This is a genomic window from Anatilimnocola aggregata, assembly GCF_007747655.1.
Classification (GTDB): domain Bacteria; phylum Planctomycetota; class Planctomycetia; order Pirellulales; family Pirellulaceae; genus Anatilimnocola; species Anatilimnocola aggregata.
The window spans coordinates 7536972-7560822 of record NZ_CP036274.1 but is presented as its reverse complement, the minus strand read 5'-3'; the positions used below and the strand labels follow the sequence as shown (position 1 = coordinate 7560822).

Below are 23851 nucleotides of genomic sequence, written 5' to 3'. Positions count from 1 at the left end.
GTCGACAACTCTATTCTCCCGCTTCCACGGGCAACAGAACTGGCGTGGGTTTGATGGCGGGAAAACGATCTTGCAGCGCCTGCACTTCCATCGTTTCTTCCCGCAACGCTTCCATCGCCTTCACTGCTGCTTCGGCCGCTTGAATGGTGGTGATGCACGGGACGCCAAGTTGCACCGCTGCTGCCCGAATGCGCCCCTCGTCGGTCCGTGCTCCCTTGCCGCTCGGCGTGTTGATGACGAGCTTGATTTGTCCATCGTTCAAATAGTCGAGCAGATTTGGCCGCCCTTCGACAATCTTTTTCACGTGCGTCACCAGAATGCCCGCTTCTTCCAGTCGGCGAGCGGTTCCTTCGGTGGCCACCAGTTCGTGCCCCAGCTTCTTCAAGCGGCGGGCAAGTTCGACGACCGATTCTTTGTGCCGAGCCGAGACACTGACGAAGATCTTTCCTTCTGTCGGCAAAATCGTCCCTGCGGCTAATTGCCCCTTGGCAAACGCGATGCTGAACCGCTCGCTAATGCCCATCACTTCGCCCGTGCTGCGCATCTCGGGACCGAGCACGATATCGACGCCAGCGAACTTGCGGAACGGAAAGACGCTCTCCTTCACGCTGACGTGTGAGGGAATCGGCTCGCGCGTGACGCCTAGTTCAGGCAATGTGACGCCGGTCATCACCTTGGCCGCGATCTTCGCCACGGGCATTCCCGTGGCCTTGGCAACAAACGGCACCGTGCGGCTGGCGCGAGGATTCACCTCAAGCACATAGACGGCCATCTTGCCATCTTCTTTCTTGACCGCGAACTGCACGTTCATCAGCCCAATCACTTTCAAGTGCAGGGCCATGGCTGCGGTTGCTTCGCGAATCTCCTGAACGATTGGTCCGGGCAAGCTATAGGGAGGAATCGCGCAGGCCGAGTCGCCCGAGTGGACGCCGGCTTCTTCGATGTGTTCCATAATGCCAGCGATGATGACATTTTCGCCGTCGCAAATGCAGTCGACGTCGACTTCGGTGGCATCTTCCAAAAAGCGATCGATGAGCACTGGCTGACCCTGAGCCACCACAAATGCTTCCGCCACAAAGCGTTCGAACTGTGAATGGTCGTAGCAGATTTCCATCGCCCGTCCGCCGAGCACAAAGCTGGGGCGAACGAGGCACGGGAAGCCAACTCGCTCGGCCTCGGCTCGCGCTTGGTTCATGTTGCGGGCAATGCCGTTGGCCGGTTGTTTGAGATTGAGCGCGGTGAGAATCTTGGCGAACTTTTCGCGGTCCTCAGCTGCTTCGATTGTTTCGACACTCGTACCAATGATCGGCACGCCGGCGTTGTGCAGCGCCCGCGACAAATTCAGCGGTGTTTGCCCGCCGAACTGCACAATCACTCCTTCGGGCTCGATCCGGTCGAAGATATTCAGCACGTCTTCGGTGGTGAGTGGTTCGAAGAAGAGGAGATCGCTGGTGTCGTAATCGGTACTGACCGTTTCGGGGTTGCTGTTGACCATCACCGATTCGATGCCCAATTCTCGTAGCGCGAAACTGGCGTGGCAGCAGCAATAGTCGAACTCGATCCCCTGGCCGATGCGGTTCGGACCACCACCGAGGATCATGACCCGCTTCTTGCCCGGCTTGCGCGGCGGCGTTTCGTCTTCTTCTTCGTAGGTCGAATAGAAGTAAGGAGTGTAGGCTTCGAACTCCGCAGCACAGGTATCGACCGCCTTGTACGTGGGAACCAGCCCGCGCGCTTTGCGATTGCTGCGCACATCGATTTCGGGCACTCCCCACATCGTCGATAGTTGGCGATCGGAAAAGCCAAATTGCTTGGCTTTGCGGAACGTGGCATCGTCGACGCGCGAGATATCGCCGATCGCGCGCAGCGAATCTTCCATCTGCACGATGCCGAGCAACTGCTCGAGAAACCAAGGATCGATGAACGTGAGTTGAAAGATTTCGGCGAGCGACATTCCGCTCTTGATCGCATAGCGCAAGTACCAGACTCGATCGGCGTTGGGCACGGCGAGCTTCGCGCGAATGTCGTCGGCCGAGGGCTGATGCGGTGTGCCCCAGAGATCCTTGTTGTCGCACCCAAAGCCGAACGCGCCGACTTCGAGTCCACGCAGCGCTTTCTGGAAGGATTCCTTAAACGTCCGGCCAATGGCCATCGTCTCGCCGACGCTCTTCATTTGCGTCATCAGCGTCGCATCAGCTTCGGGGAATTTTTCGAAGGCAAAGCGGGGAATCTTGGTAACGACGTAGTCGATCGAAGGCTCGAAGCAGGCCAGCGTCTTGCGCGTGATATCGTTGGCCAATTCGTGCAGCCGAAAGCCAACAGCGAGTTTCGCGGCAATCTTGGCAATCGGAAAGCCCGTCGCCTTGCTGGCCAGCGCGCTGCTGCGACTGACGCGCGGGTTCATTTCGATGACGATCATCCGGCCGTTTTTCGGATTAATCGCAAATTGAATGTTGGAACCACCGGTTTCGACGCCGATCTCGCGAATGACGGCGATGCTCGCATCGCGCATCCGCTGATATTCTTTGTCGCTCAGGGTTTGAGCGGGAGCGACGGTGATGGAGTCGCCGGTGTGAACGCCCATCGGATCGAAATTTTCGATCGAGCAGATGATGACTACGTTGTCGTCCATGTCGCGGACGACTTCCATCTCGTATTCTTTCCAGCCGATGATTGATTCTTCGACCAGCACTTCGGTGACGGGCGACAAATCGAGGCCGTTCCGCACCATCCGGTCGAATTCTTCGCGGTTGTAGGCGATGCCCGAACCGCTGCCACCCATCGTAAAGCTAGGGCGGACGATGGCGGGGAGACCGACCATCTCGAGCACCTTGCGGGCGTGTTCGACAGTCTTGACGGTTTCACCCTTGCAAACCGAGAGGCCAATCTTGTGCATCGCCTGCTTGAACAGCTCGCGTTCTTCGGCCTTGGCGATGACATCGGGGCGTGCGCCGATCATTTCGCAGTTGTACTTCGCGAGCACGCCGTGCTTGGCCAGATCCATCGCGAGGTTGAGGCCCGTTTGGCCGCCAAGTGTAGGCAGGATCGCGCAAGGACGCTCTTTTTCGATGATCTTTTCGACGATCTCCCACGTCAGCGGTTCGATGTAGGTCCGGTCAGCCATTTCCGGATCGGTCATGATCGTGGCCGGGTTGCTGTTCACCAGCACCACTTCGTACCCCTCTTCGCGCAGCGCTTTGCAAGCTTGCGTACCCGAATAGTCAAACTCGCAAGCCTGGCCGATCACAATGGGACCGGAGCCAATCAGCAAAATCTTCTTGAGGTCAGTTCGCTTTGGCACGGGCAGATCAATCCTTGGAAAACGAGAACGCGGACAGCAGACAGGCTCTGGCTAACCACCCTTGAGGACCGCCTCGCACCAATTGCGTGCGCGCAGCCTCAGCGCAAAACCGAGTGGCGTGTAAAATCTCTCGAAGGTAACACGGTTCGCCGCTAGCGTTCAAGGGGCAGGATGCGACAGTTGACGAAGATGTTAAGTCGCATGCGAGCGGCGACACACACGTTTGCGTGAGATATGATGAAATAGTGAGTACGCGAAACGACTTAGGACGGATCAGCGAAGATGATTGCTCAACCCACGTCAATTCCCGCATCTTCCGGAAATCAACCTGAAATTCAACAAGAGCTGCTCGTCCTGCAAACGCGGCTTGACGAGGCCTTCGCAAGAATCCAGCAGTTGGAAGCGCGGCAGCCCGAGCAACCTCCACTACGCCCGCCCCTTTTTTCTCTGAACTCGCCCGTCATGGACTTTGCCCGGCAGTTGTGTGAGGAATTGTTTCCCGGCCCATTGGAGATCGAAGTCGCTTGTGCTCCCGATGATCCATCGGCGCAGTGGTACGTATTCCTTGTGAGTTGTAAGGAAGACATCCAGGAGTCCATACAACGAGAGTTGAAGTTCGGTCGTCGCCTGGTCGAAGCGTTTCCCGACGAAGCGGGGGACATTCGTTTGGCGGTGTCGCCAGTATGAAGCCCGTTGAATTTATTGCCCTCGCGGGAACTTTATCGGTCCAGACTGAGAAAGCGCGCATTCGCACGTCCATCAGCCGAGCCTACTACGGAGCGTTTCACCTGGTCACCGAATTTCTTTCCGGGATAGGTTTCAACACCGGGAAAGATCACGACCTTCACAAGCCATTGCTGGCGAGCAAGCACCCATTGGCAATGGATGCAGCCAGGATTCTTGCCGATCTGTACGACGACCGGCGTCGAGCCGACTATCGCCTTGCCGATACCGCCATCGAAGAACAGATTCGCGCCATGCGCTGTGTGGAACTCGCTCGGTACGTCGAGTCTCTCTTACAGCAATGCAATGCCGAACCGGCACGATCGGAGATCAAGGTGGCAATTGACTCTTATCAGCAGCAGATGCGTCCCAAGACTTAGCAAGAATTGAAAACAGGGCCTGCGGTGACTCAGGCCCTGATGAAGTGACGATTGCGATTGCCGAGTGTTTCGATTTACCCAGCCATCTGCTTCAAGAAGCCTTCGAGGTGTTGGCTGCGGTTGGGGTGCTGTAGTTTGCGGACGGCTTTCGCTTCGATCTGGCGAACGCGTTCGCGGGTCACCTTGAAGATGCGGCCTACTTCTTCCAGCGTGTAGGTGTAGCCGTCTTGCAGACCGTAACGGAGGCGGACGATCTCGCGTTCGCGCCAGGTGAGGGTTTTGAGCAGTTGCTCGATCTTCTCACGCAGGATCGCGTTGCTGGCGCAGAAGACAGGATTGTCGCTGCTGTTGTCCTGGATGAATTCGCCAAAGCTGGAGTCTTCGCTGTCGCCGACGGGGCGATCCAAGCTAACGGGGTGACGACCGATATCGAGAATGCGGCGCACTTCTTCGATCGGCACTTCCGTCTGGCCGGCGATTTCTTCGGTCGTAGCTTCGCGCCCCAGTTCCTGCTGCAGCTTCTTTTGGATATTTCGCAGCTTCGACAGAATGTCGATCATGTGAACCGGAATGCGAATCGTGCGGGCCTGGTCGGCAATCGCGCGAGTGATCGCCTGACGAATCCACCACGTGGCGTACGTGCTGAACTTGAAGCCGCGGCGATATTCGTACTTGTCGACGGCACGCATCAGGCCGGTGTTTCCTTCCTGAATCAGGTCGAGGAAGCTCAGGCCGCGATTGCGGTACTTCTTGGCGATCGAAACGACCAGCCGCAAGTTGCCGCTGCTCAAATTGCGCTTGGCATCTTCGTATTCTTGATGCTGACGGCGGAAAGCCTTGCAGCGTTCACGCAGCGACTTCGGGCTCTCGAGCGTGATCCGCATCAGGTCGAACAGTTCGCGGCGGAGATCGGCCCGCTCATCGCGGCAAGCGACATCGCCACGGATGATGTTCAGCCGAGCCTGAATTTGATCCATGCGGCGCGAGTAGTTTTCGAGCTGCGACATGTGCGGATGAACGCGGCGCGTCCGCAGGCTCATCTCTTCGGCCAGTTGCAGGCACTTGCGACGGCGACGCAGGAAGTTGCGACGGGCCAGTTGTCGTTCCTCGCGGCTGGTGCTCTTGCGTACCAGGCGAGTAAAGTCTTCGCGATTCCGGTCGAGCAAGTTCTCGATGGTCCGCAGGTTGTGCGGCATCCGAGCGAGAATCTGTTCCTTGGCCAGTTGTTCGGTCAACGAGACCTTGATCGTGCGATCGAAGGGCAATTCGCCCTTATAGACCTGCGTCAGAATCTTCACCGTCTCACGCATCGCATAATCACAGCTCAGGAGCGTGCGACGAAATCGCTTGCGGGTGACTTCGATCTTCTTGGCGAGCGAGATTTCTTCTGTGCGCGAGAGGAGCGGAATCTCCGACATCTGCGACAGGTAGAGCCGAATCGGGTCGTTATTCAGCTTGGTTGGCGGCTCGGTCGACTTGTTGGCCAGCGAAGGCCCTTCGATTTCGCGCGGTTGAAACTTGAGAATGTCGCCTGGGCCTGGTGGTGGCTCATCCATCAGCTCGATGCCAGCTTCATCGATGGCGACCAGCAAGTTGTCGAGTTTCTCGGGGTTGATGTCCTGATCGGGCAGATAGCCGTTGACATCTTCGTAGGTCAGATAGCCCTGCGTCTTGCCTTTGGTTACCAAAGCTTGCAGGTCGAATTCCAAATGACTCGGCATGTGGTTCTGATTCATTTCGTTCCTCCTTGAACGTGTCGACGATGAGCCCGCAGCTGATCCCTGGGAGGATCATTCGAGCAGCAAGTTGCGAGACCTGCTCCCCGAATGTTCTTCGCGTGGTGACTACACATCACCCCGCTAAGACGCTGCAAACTCGAAATGGTTCGCACCCAAGCACATCGCTTGCCCCCCATGCGGGAACGATGATCTCAGGCACTGGCAGTCGCTACCCATCCGTGGGCGCGATCAATCCTTGCTGCCGGCGTTTCGCTTCCAATATCTCTAAAAACACATCGTGCTTTTGTTGGTCGTTGGCCTCCGGTAACTGTAGATACTCTTCCTTCTCGCGAATGATCCGCTGCTCGTGGCCGCGGTGAATCTTCTGTAACAAATGCCGCAATCGTGTGGGTGGATCGAGGTTCGCTTTGCTGGCCTTGCGGTCGGCCACTTCCACCAGTTGCACCATCAGGCTCTTCAATTGGGCATCTTCAATTTCTGCCAGCACACGGCCAAAGTCGAGCGACTCACCGGCTTCTTCCAGCTGGCGATACGTTCGAAAAATCACCTTGGTGGCGTCGGCCGACAGATCGAGTTCACCTAGTTCCGAAAGTGCCGTGCCGGCCAATTCGTAATGAGCGACCAGAATCTCGAGCAACTCGATTTCGTCCATCGAAATCGCGTTCAGTTTGAATTCGGGGCGAAGCGGAATCTGCGAAGTAGAAGCCGGCGCTGAAGTGACGATCACCGGGCGCTTTGCTTCGCGACTTACCTGGCATAGTTGGTTGTAACGCTCGCGGACGAACGTTTCTTCGACCAAAAACTGCCGGGCCAGGCGGGCAATTAGTTGTTGGGTTCGCAAGCTCTTGGGGTCGGCACCGCGGGCCATCGCATACTTGGCGAGTGTGGCCAGGATTTCTTCGAGTGCTGTCGAAGCGCGATGTGTTTCACGAGCAATATCTAGTTCGTGGGTGGCCACACGAATCTTGTGTTCGAGCGCGTCGACCGACTTTTCCTTCAGCAGTTGATTGAACTGAGTGGCACCGTACTCGAGCAGAAAATCAGCGGGATCGAGTTCATCGGGGAGTGTAAGTACCCGCAAGTCGATGGTCGCCGTGACGAACAGTTCCAGAATGTCGTTGGTTCGCTTTTGCCCTGCTTCGTCGCCATCGAGTAGAAGTGTAATGGTGTCGGCAAAGCGGCGGAGCAGGGGAATATGACCTTCGCCCAGCGCGGTACCGAGGCAGGCGACGACATCGTCGACGCCGAACTGATGGCACAGCACTACGTCGGTATATCCTTCCACAACCGTCAAGTGTCGCGACTTTCGCGCAGCTTTGCTGGCGAGATCGAGGGCGTAGAGTTGTTCCCGCTTGCTAAACAGTTTTGTCTCGCGCGAGTTAACGTACTTGCCACCCTGGTCCTTCGAGCTCGGCAGCACACGACCGCCAAAGGCAATGGGTCGCGATTGTGCGTCACGAATCGGAAAGATTACGCGGCCGCGGAAACGATCATAGAACGTTCCCCGCTCGCTCTTGCCGACCAGGTCGACCGCTTCCAAAACTGCGGGGGAATGGGGCGTGTTGCGACTTCGGTCGAGCAGCCAGGTGAAGCTGTCGGGACTAAAGCCGATGTTGAATTTCTCGACGCTGGCGGGGGTGATGCCGCGGTCTTCCAAGTATTGTCTGGCGACTTCAGCCGCTTCTGACTTCAGTAGATATTCGTGAAATTGCTTCTCAGCCCAGGCGGTTGCAGCGAGCAGGGCTGCCTTATCGTCTGGACTTCCCGGCGTGATTGGCCGCTGCTTTTGCTGGGTGAGTTGAATGCCAGCCCGATCGGCCAGCAGCTTTAAGGCTTCGCGAAACTCGACCCCTTCGTGCCGCATGATGAAACTGAAGATGTCGCCGCCGATGCCGCAGACCCAACATTTCCAGATCTGGCGGGCGGGATTCACTTGCAGCGACGGTTTCGAGTCGTCGTGCCACGGGCAGAGGGCCACGTATCCGCTCCCTTGTCGGCGCAGGTCGAGGTACGAGCCGACCAGGTCGACGATATTAATCGCCTGGCGGATTTCGTCCTTGGCTGTGCCGAAACTAGCGGAACTCACGGTCGACTCCTGACGGGGGCTAAGGCCTGCGCGAAACAACTTACTTCGCAGGGGCCTCCGTTGGAGGTTTAGTTTAGCAGTCACCGGAAGGTTCAGCATGCTGTTGACGCCAGTCGTCCCTTTTGGGATTAACCGCAAACAGCCAGCCGTGAGTCGAACCCACCAGCGGCAGCATCCATGCCATCGACTGCACTTGTCAGCCGATAGGGTGTGCCATCCTTAGCACGGCGGAAATTCTAGCGCGAACGGCTTGCGCAAAACAACCCCAGTTTTTGGCAAGATCAGTTGTTCCGCTTTCTTTGTTGCCAGATTCCAAAATATTGCTGCTCCATTGGGGGCTGAACCTGCGGCAGCCGATCCGCGTTGACCCTCCTTAACCCGCAACCTAGAATTTCGGCGCGGTGCCCTTTTTACCGCGTTCAAATCACTTTGGCGTTCCTCGCGAATGACGACTATTTCCACTCGCGAAGAAATTCCCCGCGCTGCGGGCCTGGCGACAGGGGCCAGCTTGCCGTCGTGGTTGATGTCGCTGGTGGTGCATCTGTCGGCGCTGACGGTCCTCTCGATTTACCTGCAACCAACGCCGCGCGGCATCGATATCGAACCCACGCGCACCGGCGGCATCGTTTTGGCGAGTGCCAGCGGCGGGGCAATGAATTATTTGGAAGAAGGGGAAGAAGCCGGGACGAGCAATGCCAGCACTGCCGCCAGTCCAGCGGCGTTTGGCGGTTCCGCACTGCCCGAGTTAACCGAACAGCCTCTCAACAGCGGTCCACAGTTGCCCACAGGTGATGGCAGCACCGGTTTTGGTGCGTTGCCTGGCGATTTGCAAAGGAATGGCTTGCCTGGTGCCACAGGCATGACCCAAGGGAGCGGCGGCACTGGCAAACGGGGCATTGGCGATAGCTCGCAGGCCGAGACGAGCGTCTTTGGTGTTAGCGGGCGAGGTTCGCGGTTTGTCTATGTGTTCGATCGTTCGGCGAGTATGTCGGGCTATGAAGGGAGACCTCTTTCTGCCGCCAAGCGAGAACTGCTTGCCAGTTTGCAAAGCCTCGAGCGGGTGCACCAGTTCCAGGTCATCTTTTACAACGACCGGCCGCACTTGATGAACTTGAATCCCGGCCAGCAGCCGCAGTTGGTGTTTGCCGACGATCAAGGGAAGCGGCTCGCCTCGACGTTTGTCGGTGGCGTTGTGGCCGACGGTGGCACCCGGCACATCGACGCCCTGCTGATGGCAATTCAGATGCGACCCGACGTCATTTTCTTTCTCACCGATGCTGACGAACCGCGCCTAAGCGCGGTGGAACTGCGCAAGATTCGCGACCGCAGCCGCGGCGTTTCGATCAACACCATTGAATTCGGTTCTGGCCCTTCCAGCGGCCGCTATACCTTCCTGCGCCAACTGGCTGACGAGAACAACGGCAAGCACGCCTATGTCGATGTTACATCGCTGCCACTGCAGTAAGTTTGTTCTCTTTGAACTCATCTCGGTGCTGAACGGGTTCTGCACTAGAATAGTTGGAATGAATCTTTCCTTCATCTCCGTCTGCACGCTGCTGCCTGCGCTAGTGGCGAACAACCTCGTCGCGGCTGACGTCATCTTGGTGAAGAGTAGCAAGCCGGGGCAACCGTCGGCACAGCGACAAGGTGAGATCGTCGATCTGCTGGGGAATCAGTTGACCTTTCAGGGGCAGACTGGAGCGGTCGAAGCAATTCCGCTCGATCAAATTACCGAGTGGCGTACGACGTGGCCGGCCGCGAAAGAGCAGGGGGACGCGCTGCTGGCCGAGAAGAAATTTGCCGAAGCTGCGGCCGCCTATGGTCGGGCGCGAGAGGAAGAATCTCGTACCTGGGCCCGGCGGCAAATCCTGGAGCGAAGCATCGAGTGCCAGGCAGCTGCGGGAAATATCATCCCGGCTGCAGAAGAGTTCTTTGCACTGGTGGCCAGCGATCCCGAGACCTTAGGCTGGGAAGTTGCGCCGCTGGCCTGGCGGTCGAGTGATGATTCAAACTTGCCGGGGCGTGCAGCGCAGTGGCTAAAGGACCCGACCAATCCCGCTCGGCAGTTGCTCGGTGCCAGTTGGCTGCTGAATGGTGCCCAGCGCGCGGAGGCGGTCGCCAAGTTACAAGCCTTGGCCGGTGGCCCGAACAAGAAAATCGCCACGCTGGCCGTGATTCAACTTTGGCGCACGCGCGTGGTAGCAGCGCCTGCGGAAGAGCCGGCGCAATGGCTGGCGGGGCTCGAACGCTTGCCGCCGGAGGTTCGACCGCTCGGCTATTTCATTGCCGCCGATGGGTTAGCGAGACACGATCAGCCTGAACAGGCGGCCCTGACTTACCTGCGAATTCCCATTTTGCACGGTCGTCAGCGAGCTTTGGCAGCTGAAGCGCTCTTGGCGGCGGGCTCGCAATTAGAAAAGATGGGGCGTCGTGAACAGGCGGCCTCGCTCTACCGCGAGGTACTGACCGACTATGCTTCGTTGCCAGCAGCCGCAACCGCTCGCCAGCGGTGGGAACAACTGGCGACTCCAGCGAAGCAACCGTAAGGAAACTCTCCGGGCGCTCACGCTTCCGGCTCAGAAATAGAAAAGGAATGCCAGTGAATAGCGGAGCGAATGCCTGGTCCTCAGCCGGTTGGCACATGCGATTGCCCCTGCTCGTCTTGTGGGGCGCAATCCTGCTGAGCCCGACTGACGCTCCCGCGCAGCAATTGCAGCCGCTGCCGCCAGCCAACCCGGCCGCGCCGCCGGCGATTGCGCCAGCTGGTGGCGCACCTGCGGAACTGATGCAGAAGCCGTCAGCCAGGCCGCCGAAGAAAACCTTTTTGCAGATATTCTTCTCAGGTGGCCCCGTCGGCATTGCGAACATGCTCGTGCTGATCGGGCTATCGCTCACTGCGGTCTACCTGGTGTTCGACAACATCCTTCGCATTCGCCGCAAGGACCTCGTGCCCGAGGAGATTTCGCGCGAACTGCGCAAACTTGTCGAGCAAGGTCGCTTGGCCGAAGCGACGCAACTGTGCAAAGCAAACCCCTGTTTTCTCACCGCGATTGTGCAGCAGGCACTCACGGAGGCCGATGGCGACTGGCCCGAGATTGAAAAGGCGATGGAAGATGCCACGGCCGAACAAGCGGCCAAATTGTTTCGCTGGATTGAGTACCTCTCCGTAATCGGTAACCTGGCACCGATGGTCGGGCTGCTTGGCACCGTGACCGGGATGTTGCTGGCGTTTAAGGAAGTGGCGGAAACCGAAGGCAAAGCGGGCGCAGCGGCGCTCGCCGATGGTATTTATCAAGCGCTAGTGACCACCGTCTATGGTCTGGTGATTGCGATTCCAGCTCTCGGATTTTTTGCAATGTTCCGCAGCTGGATTGACGAGCTGATTGCCGAAGCCGCTTATGCCGGGCTGCATATTCTTGCTCCGCTTAAACAGCGGCAACGAGGGACACAGGCCCCGCCGATTGCGCCGGCACCTCCTGCCCCACCAGCTCCGCCCCGTGCCGCCGGAGGACGATAGATGCGCGTGCCGTCTTCGACGACTTCGCGCGGCGAAGTGGGCTTCAACATGACGCCGATGATCGACGTTGTGTTTCAGCTGATTATTTTCTTTCTCCTTTCGAGCAATCTCTCGCAGTTAGAGAATTCGCTGCCATTGCCGTTGCCAGTCGCCGACAGTGGCCAGGATGACGACGGAGATCCGGAGCAGCCTCGCCTGACGATCACCGTGCTTGCGGATGGCACCCTGCTGATGACCGGCGCGCCGGTACCATCCAGCGAACTGTCGTCGCGATTGGCTGAACGAATCGAAAAGCTGGGGACGGATGTTGAGGTTTGCATTCGCGCCGACCGCAGCGTTCCTTCGCGCTTCGTCAGCCCCATTCTGTTGGCCTGCGCGAAGAACGGCATTCGCAACGTGAGCTACGCCGTCTTTGAGCGCGAAGGCGCGAAGTGACCGTTTACGTGGGACAGGCATCTTGCCTGTCAGGAATTTTCATTTACTGAGGATGACAGGCTGGAAGCCTATCCCACTTTACAGATAGTTGAGCAGGCTCAACTGAAACGCTTGCGCCGTGAGTTGCAGCGAGGCCTGCAACGACGCCTGGCGGGCGGCGAGCGTCGAGATGGCTGCGGTCCAGTCGACTTCAATTTCGTTCGAGAGGGCCGCTTGCAGTTCGACGTCTTCGTCTTCCAGCCGAGCGTCTAGCGTATCGAGTCCTTGAGCGCGGGCTCCGAGTTCGGAGCGGGCGAAGAGAATCTTGTCCATATCGGCGTCGAGCAGTTCGACGCTACGCTCGAGTTTGCCCAGGTCGAAGTTCACCAAGGCATCTTTAATTCGCAGCAGTGAATTGAAGACGCCGGAAACTTCTTGCGGGTTTGCATCGACGCCGGTAAGGACAGTATTCGGCCCGCTGACGACTGCTGGCAGCGATTGATTGGCCCCCTGCGGAATCAGGCCAAGTTCAGTAGCTGCATTGCTGCCGGTCGCGCGCACGATGTGTAGCGAGCCCGCACCGACGGTCGAATCTACGAGTTCGATGCCGTTGCCAAACTGCGCCAGCCGTGCCGTTACCTGCGCGCCGGGAACCTGGTTCGACGCATGATTGTTGATCAGGTCGAGCACTTGCTGCATGTTGGTGGCGGAGGAGACATCGATCTCGAGGGGGACGCCATCGTTGCGCACGATCGTGAAATCGGTCCCGGCAATCGACGTTACGCCGCGGCCGTAATTCAGGTTGGCCAAATCGGTCGCCGCAGTGAGCGAGCGGACACCGAGTTGGGTCGCGGTGTTGCCGCCATTCTCGCCAATCGAGAAGTCGTACCCACTGACGTGCGAACGAATCACCAGCCCGTCGCCAGCCGCATTAATTTCGGCGAGCACACCCGCGCCGGAACCATTAAGTGTATTGAGAATATCTTGCACCGATTGGGCGCCGGCAAACGAAACGTTATAGGTGTTATTCCCATTCACGATTCGCAGGCCAGAAGCCAGGTCGGGCTCGAAGCCGCTGCCACCGCTAGTAACGGCCGTGGCATTGAGATCGACGCCGCCACTTCCCGCCGACCCTGCACCCGTGGAATCTTGCTGTTCGAGTGTGGTCGAAAACTGGGCCTGAATGGCCGCGTTGCCTTGTAGGGCCACGAGCACCTGGTTGGCTGTGGTCGCGTTCCGCTGCACGTTTACAAAGATTGTGTTCGCATCGCCGCCACTGTTCCCTGTATTGCCAGTGACCAGTCCAGCATCGCCGGCAGGAATCGTGGCGGTTGGGTTATAGCCGCCGTCGGCCGGATTGGCAGCATCGTAGGCCGCGGTGAACGTTCCTTCGCCATTGATGGCGGCGATGACATTTTGAATTTCAGTGCCGCCGGCGCTATCAATGCCGATCGTCAGCGTTTTGGTGGTCGAGTTAAATGTAGCCGTTGCATTCGCACCGATGGCTCCCGCATCAACCACTTGAATCTGCACGTTGTTGAGGGAGGTGCCAGTTACGTTGCCCGTCAATTGCAGGTTGTTGCCAAAACCGTTGAACGTGAGCCCCGCGCGAGCAGCCACTGGTGCAGCAGAATAGGTGGCTGTTTCAAAGCCGGCGATCAGACCGGGCCCAGCATCGAGCAGGGCATCGTCGACCAATTGAACAGTGACGCCATTATTGGCCGTACCACGCGTGAGTGATTCGATAACGATGTTGTTGTTCAGGCCCGGCGACTCCAGCACTGTGCGCGCACGGCTGCCGAAGACAGCGTTCAAGCTGGTGGTTGGTCGCAAACGTGGATTGAGGTCAGCACCCGTAATTGCGCCGGTCAGCACACCTGTGGGCTGATAAATGCCGAGTTCGGCTGCGGTGGTCCCACCACCCACCTCGCGAATGGTGAAGTTGCCGCCCCCCGCATCGTCGATATCCAGTACCAGCCCATTGTTGGTGATTCGCGCGCTGACCGTACGACCGGTGGGAGCATTGGCATTGATCAGATCGGCAACATCGCCCAGTGTTTCGGCACCGGCGAAGTCGATGATCTTCGTGGAAGTGCCGTCCGAGATGGCAATGCTTCCCTTGGTGATGCCCCGACCACCATGCAGGTCGGTGAGGAGTGTTTCGCGCGTGGCGACGGGATTCAGGTCGATCGTGCCGTGCACCTCGTTCGAAAACCCGCCAAAGATATCGCTGCCGGGCAGGTTGGTAGAAAACAGCAGGTCGACATCGGAATAACTTTGCAGCTGCGATTCGTTGCCGAGGTACGAAACCTGGTTCCCCGTCAGTTGAAAGGGCTGCGTCGTGGTCCGCGAGCCAGCAAACAGATAGCGACCGCGGAAGACCTGGTTCCCCACGTCGGCCAGCTGCTCGATCGCGAGTTGCACTTGCTGGATTGCCGCTTCGCGTGCTGCTTCGCTGCTGACGGAGTCGGTGACGCCGAGGACTTCGGAGCGAACCGCGTTAAGCGTATTCGTGATTCCCTGCACGGCAGTATCGGTGGCCGACAGATACGACTGACTCGTACTCAGGTTTTCGCGGGCCTGCGCCTTTTGTTCGAGCAAGCGCTGCAAGCTGATGGCGCGCTGGGCCGCGGGAGCATCGTCGCTGGGCTGAAAGATGCGCCGGCCAGTGGCGATCTGTTGTTGCAATCGCAGAATCGAAACTTCATCCGACTGCAACTGCGACAGCATGCGCGAATGGGTCAGCGCTTCGCTGACGCGCGTGGTCGGAATGGGATAGATGGCTGCCATGGGCGGTGGGATAGTTTGCGGGCGGTGAGGCGGGCAATGAGTTCAATCGATTACAGGTTGACGAGCGTCTCCAGCAGTTCGCTGATGGTCGAAACAACGCGGGCCGACGCTTGAAAGGCCCGCTGATAGGCGATCATCTTGATGGCCTCTTCGTCGATGTTCACGCCTTGCACGGCCAACAGCTGACCTTCGAGCGTGCCGTGAAAAACACGAAAGCCTTCCGCCACGCTCTTGGTGACCGAAGCGCCTTGCGTCACTTCACCCACAAAGCGATCGTACTGCACGGCCAAATTCGAACCGCCGAGCGAAGCCAGCGGTGCGTTCAGCAAGTTCGCCAGTTTCACGGCAATGGCGGTGTCTTCGCCAATGCCACCGCCGCTGGCTGCGAACTTCGAGGGATCGGTTTGCACTGTCTTGTTGATGCCAATGCTCGACGCGCCGGAACCGGTGAAGAACGTATTCACACCCAGGGCTGCGAGTGCTCCGCTGGTGTCGTTGGCAAAACTGAAGGTGACTAGTTGCGAGTCCCCTTTGATCTCCAACTTGCGATTGGGCGTGACAATGGCCGAAATGCCGTCGATGTTGTTGATCGCAGCAGCCAGTTCGTCGAGCGTGGTATCGCCATCGAGGCCGTTGAGATCGACGCGCACCTGCGTGGTGGTGGTCAGGCCCGTTTGTTGATTGCGCACCAGGACTTCGAACGATCCATTCACGGGATTGAAGGTCAAGCCAGCCTGATCGAGGGCCGCAGCCGTGTTATTCACGGCGAATTCGCTCGTCGCTTCACTCAGCCCGGTGAGTCCCTGCCCGCTGCTGTGCAGCTTGTTGAACTCGAACATCAAGTTCTGTGTGAACGTATCGAGTTGATCGAGAAAGCCCCCCAGGATGTTATCGCGCGAGGAGATCAGTCCGGCGAGCGAACCGCTGGAGGTGTTGATGGGCGAATCGGTTTCGGCGAGGCGAATTTCGTAGGAGTTCAAATCGCGGTCAGACTTGGTGACCGTCGTCACCGGGCGAAAAGTGCCCTGAAATACGAGGTAATCACCGCCCGAGAAGACCGTCACATCGCCGCTGGTCTGTTCGACCGCTTGAATATCGATGATCGACGAGAGTTGCGTGAGCACCTGGCTCCGCTTATCGCGCAGGCCGACGGCATCGCTAGCAACTGCCCCGCCTCCTTCGGCAATCGAGATCTGCACGTTCAGCGTCGAGACTTCCTTCAACAGGCGATTAATCTCGTCGGCCGCAGCGCCGATCTGATCGTTCACGTTATCGCGCACTTCGCGCACCCGCGTATCAAGCCGGCGGATATCGTCGGTCAGCGTTTTCCCTTGCAGCACGGCCAGGTTGCGGACGCTGGCACTATCGGGCTGGTTGAGAATGTCGTGAATGCTGTTGAAGAACTCGCTCAGGCCGGTGCTGAGGTCAGTGTCGCTCAGTTCGCCGATCAGCGACTCGAGTTGAACGTAGGTATCTTCCTGGGCCTGGCTGTTGGCCAGATCGCTGGCGGCGTTGCGCACCCGCTCTTCGAGAAAGCGATCGGTCTGTTGCACGACCGCTTGCACGCTGACGCCCAGGCCAAGCAGCAGGCCGCCGTAACGCTGCGTGGGGGCGGGTGTCAGGACCAGATTCTGGCGAATGTAGCCGGGAGTGTTCGCGTTGGCTACGTTGTTGCTCGTGACCTGCAGTCCCATTTGGGCTGCGACCAGCGAGTTCTTCGCGATCTGGATGGTGCTGAAGAGTGACATGGATTGGTCGCTATTGGCTTAGGCTTCGTGGTCGACCATGCCACCACGATTGTGCACACCTTCCCCTACTCCATAGGTCGGCTGTAAGCGGCCACCGGTGGCGATAATCTCCAGCAATTGCGACACATGCAGCAGCGAACGTTGAGCCACGACCCAGTTTGTCAGGCTCTGGGCCTGTAACAGTCGCATACGGCTTGCCGAGTTTGCCAGGTCCTTGCGCAGTTTGTCACGCTGCGATGTGCTCGTGGTCCCGACAGCAGCTTTCGCTAGCGAGGTCATGCTGTCGGCTGGCAGACCTTGCTGCTTGGCCGCGGCCAGCAATTCCTCGCGCCGCGTGTGGCACGCTTGCAAGCGATCGCAGAGTGCTTGTTCGCGAACCTGCAGTTCGGACATGCTGCCGATTTCGACCGCGGCCAACCGTTGCCGTTTCTCGCCCAGCACGGCCAGTAGTTCTGCTTGCACGCCGCTCAGTTCGGCCAGTAGTTGCGAAATCTCGGCTTCCCAATCGACCTTCGTGGCGGTCTGGGGAGCAACCTGCGGAGCGATCTGCACCGGTGGCACTACAGCGTTCACGGCAACTGGCGATGTGGCTAAGGCTGTCGTCATGGAAGATCGCACTATTTTCAGGTGAGGAGCAAGGGTGAACTGCGGGTCGCGAGCAAAACTAAGAGCGGTGCAGCATGAACATGTCGAACATCGGGCCGGCGAAGGAATCGGCCGATGCTTCCGTCAATTCTTCGGCCAGGATTTGATCGAGCTGGCCTTGAAACACTTCCTCAGCACGACCGCCGTGAAAGTACTCCGACTTCTCGACGGTTTTTCGCATCGAAGACAAAGCCTGGCCGAACATCGTCTGGCCGACAAAATCGGTGAACGCTTCGCGAGCTTCGTCGTGCGAAGTCGTCTTGGCCATCAAGCCGGTGGGTGCTTCACCTCGCGGGCCAGCCATCGTCAGGGTTGCGGCGTTGATTTGCATGGGAGTTGTATGCAGAAGTGTGAGGTTTAGTGTGGTTGGCGAAGGTGACCTGCGAAGGAGTTCCCCTCGCTGACGCGTCGGGCTACTTGGGAACTATTCGATGATTAATTCGCCGTAGAGGGCCCGCTTGTGCTTGAGCATCTTGATGATGTCGATCACGTCTTCAGCGGGAACCTTCAACGTATTGAGGGCGTCGACCAGAGCGGCCAACTTGGGCTTTTGGGTTTCGGCAGCGGGATTCACTTCGACAAACTGATTCAACTGTTCGCCGCCAACCTGAATCAGGCGATTCTTGTGCATCACTGCGACGGGGCCAATTTCCACATCAGCCCCGACAATGACGGCCTGCTTTCGTTCGTTGATAATGACGGTGGTATCGGTCTGCGGCCGACCGACGCGAGTTTCCATCAGCACCGAAGCGAACAAAGCCGGGTTGTCGGCATAGGTGGCGGGGATGATCACTTGCACGCGCACTTGATCGAGAGCACGGGCGATTCCTTCGCCGGTGCTGCCGATGCGAAAGTCAGGTTCGCGGTTCACGCTTTGTTCGACGAGCGAAGTCATTTGAAAGGTGGCCTGGTCCTTGCTCATCACCAGCAGCAACTTGCCGTCCTTCACGAACTCGTTCTGAAACTTCTGTTCCATCTGGCAGCCACGGGCGATGGTGCCCGTTTGGGGCTTGATGATGTCGTCGATCGAGATTTGACCCTTGGCAATGCCATAGACCGTTTTATCGCCCGGCACGGGGCCGTGGAGTTCGGTCAGCATCAAGTAACCACCTTCGATGCTCTTGGCACTGAGGGCACTCACTTTGCAATCGATCAAGTCGCCCTGTTGGGCTCCACCCGCGGGAACCGTGACGGTGAGAAACACCATCGCGACGTTCTTCACACCCTTCAACTCTTCCAGCATGGTTTGACCGCGTGGATCGTTGCCGAGGCGATGCCCCATCAATTCCATGTAGCGAGCCAGCGCCCGCATCGTGGTTCGCGAGTCTCCGTCGCCAGTCCCCTTCAAGCCGACGACCAGACCCATGCCGTGCAGCGTGTTTTCTTCTTGGCCCTTGATGCGGCAGACATCGCTCAGCTTGATCTCGGCGCGGGCCGTGCTGGCCAGCGTGAAGATTGTCGCAAGGAAGAGGATGAAGTTTTTCATTGGATTATTTTCGGGCAGCAAGTGCAAAAGTCGGATGAATTAGAACGGGCTGAAGACGTCGAGCAGGCGAGTGACCCAGCCCCGCGTGTAGGAATCGCGGACGGTGCCAAGTTCCTTTTTGCCGATGTGGAGTTCGGCGACATCTTCGCCCAACACTAGATTGCCCGGGCCGATGTTTTCGCGTGCAACAATGCCCGACAGCGAACGAATCCACTGTTCGTTGTTGTTGTTGATCTTCCAGTGGGCTTCGACCACCAGGTTGCCGTTGGGCAGAATGTCGACGACGGTTGCAGTGATGTTGAACTTCATCACTTCGGCCGTGTCGAGTTCTCCGGTGGCCCGATAGAGTTGATTGTTGGTACCGCGAATGCGTTGGTCGCCATCGCTCTGCGGTGCTGGTTTCACCGAGCGCAGACCGTTGAGTAGCACCCAGTCGTTCAGGATTGCGTCGTACTGTGTATTCTTGCGGCGTTGAACTTCACCTTCCGAAGCCATCTGCGAATTGATGTCGACGCGAATCTTGATCAGATCCCCCTTCTTCACTTCCTTCGGCGGCGGCAGCGGAGCTTCGTACCAGCCGTTGCCCATCGGTGGCCCCGGTTGCATCTGAGCCTGATAGGCGACCCGCGATGCGTACAAGCTCGAACTTGGGCCTTCCTCTTGGCGAGGCTGCTGAGCGATGACGTACAGCGTGGAACTCCCCATCAGCAGAGCCACTGAAGGAATCGTTCGCCAGGATGTGCGGTTGAGGTGTTGCATGATGCCAGCGTGCCTGTGCGTGCGTGCGAATTAACGGCGAATCAATTGCGTGGTGGTATCTACTTGCGAGCGGATGGTCTGCATCGCATAGACTTCGGCCCGGCGAGTGCCCGTGACGCGGGCCGTCATCTTGCGACGATCGGCAAACTCGACCGTGATCGAGTCCCCTTGTCCGCCATCGGCCAGGGCCTTGGCTGGTTCGACAATTTGCAAGCCTGCACCAATCGAGAAGACCTGAATGTCTTCGCCTCGCTTGACGAGCCGCAAAGCGCGAACCATATCGATGCCGACGAGTTGCCCCGCGTTGAGCGTGCGAGTCGCTTCTTGACCGATGAGTTGCTGCGGATCGAAGACCAGACGTACGCCACTCTTGAGTGAGACCGTTTGCAGTTGCAGGTCGTCAGCGGTGAGCATGGTGCCCCGTTCGATGGTGCGAATGGTGGTGACCGCGCGGGCCGTGCCCGAGACTTCGGCTTCGATCGGCAGGCGAGTGGGAGCTGCTTCGTTGCCGATGAGCAGCATGAAAGTCTGCCGACCCAGCCAAGGAGAGATGCCACCTTCGACGCGAACGATCTGCTGGCCTTCCACGGCCTGAGCAACGCGCGGTGAGAAGGCGACTTCGGCTTGCCACTCGGCAGGAAAGTCCGAGACAGCATTCAAGTGACTGACAAGGGCCTGGCCGATCCGGGCAGCAGCGTTGGCTTCGGTCGCGGGCTGTTGTTCGGCAGGGATTACGGTGGGAATCAATTCCACCGCCGACGCGACTTTGCGGACGTTGTGAGTTGCAATCGGCATTCCAGCCCGCAGTTGAGTGACCTCAGCCCCGCTGAAGCGATGTTCGCGGAGTTGCACACCGCTCAGCTGCAGCAGTTGTTGAACCTCTTGTCGCTTGAGCAAGCGGGTTTGGTCCACATCGGGAGCCGGTACGAGCGCGATCCCTTCGAGCAGTCGAGCTTCGCCATCGTCGCCGGTGATGATTTCGGCAACATCGCCCAGGCGAACGATCCCGCGAGCGACGGTGGCATCGGCTTGAAAATGAATTTCCGCAGCCCGGGCCGACCATTGGCTGGCGACCAGGATTGCGGCGAAAAACATGCTCTTCTGCAGTTGAACAGTCATCGGTTAGCTCCGCCGCAGGTTCGAGATGAGCTGCAGGATTTGATCGCCGGCTTGAATGGCCTGACTGTTCAGTTCGAATGACCGCTGCGTGGTGATCAGGTCGATCAGTTCTTGCACGGGCTCGACGTTCGAAGCCTCCAGAAACGTCTGGCGGAGCACACCCACACCTTGTTGCCCGGGGTTGCTTGTGACGGCAGCGCCCGAAGCATCGGTCACCTGGTACAAGTTTTCGCCGAGCTTGAGCAAACCTTCCGGGTTCGGGAACAGAGCCAGTTCAATCTGACCCTGTTGCTGCAACTGAGTCTGGTTCGCTTGCTGCACCAGCACGCGGCCGTCAGCCGTGATTGAGATGGCCGTGGTATCGGTGGGCAGGGTGATGTTTGGCACCACCAGGCGGCCCGTCTGGGCACTACCCACGACGAGTTGATTGTTGGCGTTGATCGAGAAGTTACCGGCCCGGGTATAAACCGACTGGCCGTTGAAAGGATCCTGCACTTGGAAGAAGCCGTTTCCTTCGATGGCCACATCGAGCGGGCTGCCGGTATCTTGAAAGGCACCCTGCGAGAACTTGGTCTGCACGCTTTGCACGCGCGAACCGAGACCAACCTGCGTGCCGACCGCGGTATAGTTCTGCTGCTGATCCTGGGCACCCGGAAACTCGTAGGTGCGGTAGAACAGATCTTCGAAGTTGGCCCGGCCCTTCTTGTAGCCGGTGGTGTTTACGTTCGCCAGATTATTGGCGATGACGTCGAGCTTGGTTTGCAGCGACTCCATGCCAGTCGCGGCGGTGTAGAGGGTTTGTACGCTCATCGTTTGTCTTCCCTGACAATGTCTGCTGAGACAGTTCGTGAATCGTTAGGCGTTGTCGAATTAGGTAGCGGGCCGCAGCAATCGCGAGATCAGCGAGCCGGTGGTCTGGTCGTGAGTTTGCATCATCCGAATGTTGGTTTCATAAGCTCGCGAGGTGGCAATCAGCTCGGTCATCTCTTGCAGCGAGTTCACACCCGAGACTTCGGTAAAGCCGCTCCGCACGCGACGATCTTCCGGCTCGATGGTGGACCATTGATCGGTGGTGCTCTTGAAATAGTTCTGTCCGACCTTTTGCAGGTCAGCCAGATTGGTGGGACGACGCAGGCCAATGTCCGTGATGTCCCCCGCTTGATTGATGCGACCGCCAGGCAGCATGTGCCACGGCAACGTCGGGTCGAGTTGAATCGGAGTGCCATCGGCGCTCAGCACGGCGTCGCCATCGCCGGTCTGCAACTGGCCTTCGTTATTGAATTGAAAGTTGCCGGCACGAGTCAGGAGTTGTTCATCGCCCCGTTGAACCATGAAGAACATGTTGGGCTGTTCGAGGGCCATGTCTGTTTGCATGCCGGTCGATTTGAAGTTGCCCAGGCCAAACTCGGTGGCTGTGGCAGCCAAATCGACGCCGCCACCCAGATCGTTGCGCGACCTTGAACCCCGATAGTCCTGGCCGAGTTCGATGGCTGCACTTTCGCGAGCATGCAACAGCGCCAGTTCCCGCTTGAAGCCAATCGTGTCGACGTTCGCCAGGTTGTTGCTCAGCACCTCGACCTTTTGGCTCAAGGCGTTCGCACCGGCGGCAGCGGTATAAAGTCCGTAGTACATGTCAGCACAAGCGAGCAGAGTGTGGATGAGTTCGCGGCGGCCAAGTGGTGCTCCGTCGCGATGATGCATCTAAAGCAATCGTCGTGCCCAGCTGCGTTGAGAGGGTAAAAACAGCGAGTGCTAGCGTGACTAAGTGCCCATTCAGTCGCTACTTAGTTGCCCAGGCGACGAGCGAGAATGCGACCAGCAGAAATGACCGCAGTAAGCTGTGACGCGCAGAAGTTGCCGAAGGGCAGAGGCGAAAACTGCCTCTGTAACAAGCGCAAAAAATAACTCAAGTTCTGAGCGGGCGTTCACGCCACTATTGTCTCAAGAACCTCGTAGCGAATGGCTGGCTGCGACAACACGTTCGTGCCGTCAGAAGCACTCGCTTCGCAGCCGCATCAGGCAACATTAAAGACCATGCGATTAAAATCCGCGCGATCAAAGACTACGCGATCAAAGACTACGCCGCAGCTCGGCTGGCGCGCGAGTTTTCCATCACCTGGTCGCAAGCTGCGCTGACCTGTTCTACGGTGACGGCCTGCATGGCCACGTTCTCGGCCTTGCGTCGTTCTTTGACCGAGCCCTTCTGCAGAAAGGTCTGGACCGAGCGATGGACCGAACCATACGGGCCGCATTCGGCCGGATTCGTCGGGCCATAAACCCCCGCGCAGGGCACACCCACGGCTGCGGCCAGATGGAGCGGGCCCGTATCGGAACCCACAAACAGCCGCGCGTGGCGCGATAGCGCCGCCAACTCCGGCAACGTAGTATTCGGCGCCATCCGGGCCGCCTGCTGCGAACCGGCGACGACTTCCTTGGCCCAGCCTTCTTCGCGGTCACCGGCCCACACAACCACCGTCGGCAGGCCGTGTTTGGCCAGCAGGTGCCGGCTGACCGCGGCATATCGCTCGGGCAACCAGACCTTCGAATCCCAACCGGCACCAGCGTTGATAATGGCGAATGCTTGGGTCGTCAGGTTCTGCTCTTTGAGCCACTGCGCCATGACTTGGGTCGCGCCTGGTTGCCGCGGCACATCGAACCGCACCTTCCCCGGTTGAATGTCGAGCACGCTCAGCAGTTCGCGATAGCGATCGACCACGTGCGACTGGCGACTGGTGATTTTGCAATTGTTGAACCAGCGCGAGATCTCGCGACCGACAGGCGAATGAAAGCCAATTCGCTGCTTCGCTCCGGTGAGCCAGCCCAGCACCGAACTTTTGGTCAGGCCTTGAGGATCGAGCGTGATATCGATCTTATACGTGCGGAGCTTGCCACGCAGCTTCCACAGTTCAACCGGGTCTTGCAACACGCGCCGGGGAGCCACAATCACTTCGTCGAGCGCGGCGTGTCCTTGCAACAGAGACGCGCCAGGCGCCTCGGCTAGCCAACCAATCCAAGCCTGGGGAAACGCATCTCGCAGCGCACAGGCCATCGGCATCGTCAAGACGCAATCGCCAATGGCACTGAGGCGAGTGATTAAGAATCGCGTCTGCAGCTGACTTGTCATGGGGATTGCTTTGACTTGGT

19 protein-coding genes are annotated in these 23851 nt (G+C 58.5%); 6 read left to right on the top strand and 13 right to left on the bottom strand.

The window, feature by feature from the left end; genetic code table 11:
* Positions 1–10 precede the first annotated feature (10 nt).
* Positions 11–3301: a carbamoyl-phosphate synthase large subunit gene (carB, locus tag ETAA8_RS28740; RefSeq protein WP_145097013.1), complete on the bottom strand. Its 3291-nt coding sequence runs from the start codon at positions 3299–3301 to the stop codon at positions 11–13.
* A 282-nt stretch (positions 3302–3583) separates the two neighbouring features.
* Between carB and ETAA8_RS28735 the strand changes: the two genes are divergently transcribed.
* On the top strand, positions 3584–3988 hold the full coding sequence (locus ETAA8_RS28735; RefSeq protein ID WP_145097009.1) for a hypothetical protein: 405 nt from the start codon (positions 3584–3586) through the stop codon (positions 3986–3988).
* Positions 3985–4404 (top strand): hypothetical protein, encoded by a 420-nt coding sequence (locus ETAA8_RS28730; protein ID WP_145097006.1) that lies wholly within the window; start codon positions 3985–3987, stop codon positions 4402–4404. Before ETAA8_RS28735 ends, ETAA8_RS28730 begins: the two co-directional genes overlap by 4 nt.
* A gap of 74 nt (positions 4405–4478) precedes the next feature.
* Here the strand turns inward: ETAA8_RS28730 and rpoD are convergent, their stop codons facing one another.
* Together rpoD and dnaG are read right to left on the bottom strand one after the other, a co-directional pair.
* A complete protein-coding gene (gene rpoD / locus ETAA8_RS28725) occupies positions 4479–6140 on the bottom strand; it encodes an RNA polymerase sigma factor RpoD (protein ID WP_238397597.1) in 1662 nt (553 codons plus the stop codon).
* A 211-nt stretch (positions 6141–6351) separates the two neighbouring features.
* The gene (gene dnaG, locus ETAA8_RS28720) at positions 6352–8229 is read right to left on the bottom strand and encodes a DNA primase (RefSeq protein WP_202921332.1); all 1878 of its coding nucleotides are present in this window, start codon (positions 8227–8229) and stop codon (positions 6352–6354) included.
* A gap of 445 nt (positions 8230–8674) precedes the next feature.
* Here dnaG and ETAA8_RS28715 point away from each other — a divergent pair, with 445 nt between their 5' ends.
* Genes ETAA8_RS28715 through ETAA8_RS28700 form a run of 4 tightly spaced genes read left to right on the top strand, consistent with a single transcriptional unit; the run spans position 8675 to position 12181 of the window.
* Positions 8675–9694, top strand: a complete 1020-nt coding sequence (locus tag ETAA8_RS28715; RefSeq protein WP_145097000.1) for a vWA domain-containing protein — start codon at positions 8675–8677, stop codon at positions 9692–9694.
* A gap of 58 nt (positions 9695–9752) precedes the next feature.
* Complete coding sequence (locus ETAA8_RS28710; RefSeq protein WP_145096997.1) at positions 9753–10775, top strand: hypothetical protein; 1023 nt, start codon at positions 9753–9755, stop codon at positions 10773–10775.
* 47 nt (positions 10776–10822) lie between these two features.
* The gene (locus tag ETAA8_RS28705; protein WP_145096994.1) at positions 10823–11746 is read left to right on the top strand and encodes a MotA/TolQ/ExbB proton channel family protein; all 924 of its coding nucleotides are present in this window, start codon (positions 10823–10825) and stop codon (positions 11744–11746) included.
* A complete protein-coding gene (locus ETAA8_RS28700; RefSeq protein WP_145096991.1) occupies positions 11747–12181 on the top strand; it encodes an ExbD/TolR family protein in 435 nt (144 codons plus the stop codon).
* Positions 12182–12259: 78 nt separating this feature from the next.
* On the opposite strand, the gene flgL is transcribed toward ETAA8_RS28700, so the two are convergent.
* The 10 genes from flgL to ETAA8_RS28650 all read right to left on the bottom strand — a co-directional run bounded on the left by flgL (position 12260) and on the right by ETAA8_RS28650 (position 23831).
* Complete coding sequence (gene flgL, locus ETAA8_RS28695) at positions 12260–14950, bottom strand: flagellar hook-associated protein FlgL (RefSeq protein ID WP_145096989.1); 2691 nt, start codon at positions 14948–14950, stop codon at positions 12260–12262.
* Between the two features lie 50 nt (positions 14951–15000).
* Positions 15001–16698, bottom strand: coding sequence for a flagellar hook-associated protein FlgK (flgK, locus tag ETAA8_RS28690; RefSeq protein WP_145096986.1), 1698 nt, complete (start codon positions 16696–16698; stop codon positions 15001–15003).
* Positions 16699–16716: 18 nt separating this feature from the next.
* Positions 16717–17304: a flagellar export chaperone FlgN gene (gene flgN, locus ETAA8_RS28685; protein ID WP_145096983.1), complete on the bottom strand. Its 588-nt coding sequence runs from the start codon at positions 17302–17304 to the stop codon at positions 16717–16719.
* Between the two features lie 58 nt (positions 17305–17362).
* Entirely contained in the window at positions 17363–17674 is a 312-nt protein-coding gene (locus ETAA8_RS28680) for a rod-binding protein (protein ID WP_145096980.1), read from the bottom strand.
* 93 nt (positions 17675–17767) lie between these two features.
* The gene (locus ETAA8_RS28675) at positions 17768–18829 is read right to left on the bottom strand and encodes a flagellar basal body P-ring protein FlgI (RefSeq protein WP_145096977.1); all 1062 of its coding nucleotides are present in this window, start codon (positions 18827–18829) and stop codon (positions 17768–17770) included.
* Between the two features lie 39 nt (positions 18830–18868).
* Complete coding sequence (locus ETAA8_RS28670; RefSeq protein ID WP_145096973.1) at positions 18869–19588, bottom strand: flagellar basal body L-ring protein FlgH; 720 nt, start codon at positions 19586–19588, stop codon at positions 18869–18871.
* A gap of 30 nt (positions 19589–19618) precedes the next feature.
* Positions 19619–20707, bottom strand: coding sequence for a flagellar basal body P-ring formation chaperone FlgA (flgA, locus tag ETAA8_RS28665; protein WP_145096970.1), 1089 nt, complete (start codon positions 20705–20707; stop codon positions 19619–19621).
* Between the two features lie 3 nt (positions 20708–20710).
* Entirely contained in the window at positions 20711–21517 is an 807-nt protein-coding gene (gene flgG / locus ETAA8_RS28660; RefSeq protein ID WP_145096965.1) for a flagellar basal-body rod protein FlgG, read from the bottom strand.
* A 60-nt stretch (positions 21518–21577) separates the two neighbouring features.
* Complete coding sequence (locus ETAA8_RS28655; protein WP_145096962.1) at positions 21578–22408, bottom strand: flagellar hook-basal body protein; 831 nt, start codon at positions 22406–22408, stop codon at positions 21578–21580.
* A 376-nt stretch (positions 22409–22784) separates the two neighbouring features.
* A complete protein-coding gene (locus ETAA8_RS28650) occupies positions 22785–23831 on the bottom strand; it encodes a glycosyltransferase family 9 protein (protein ID WP_145096959.1) in 1047 nt (348 codons plus the stop codon).
* Positions 23832–23851: the final 20 nt, after the last annotated feature.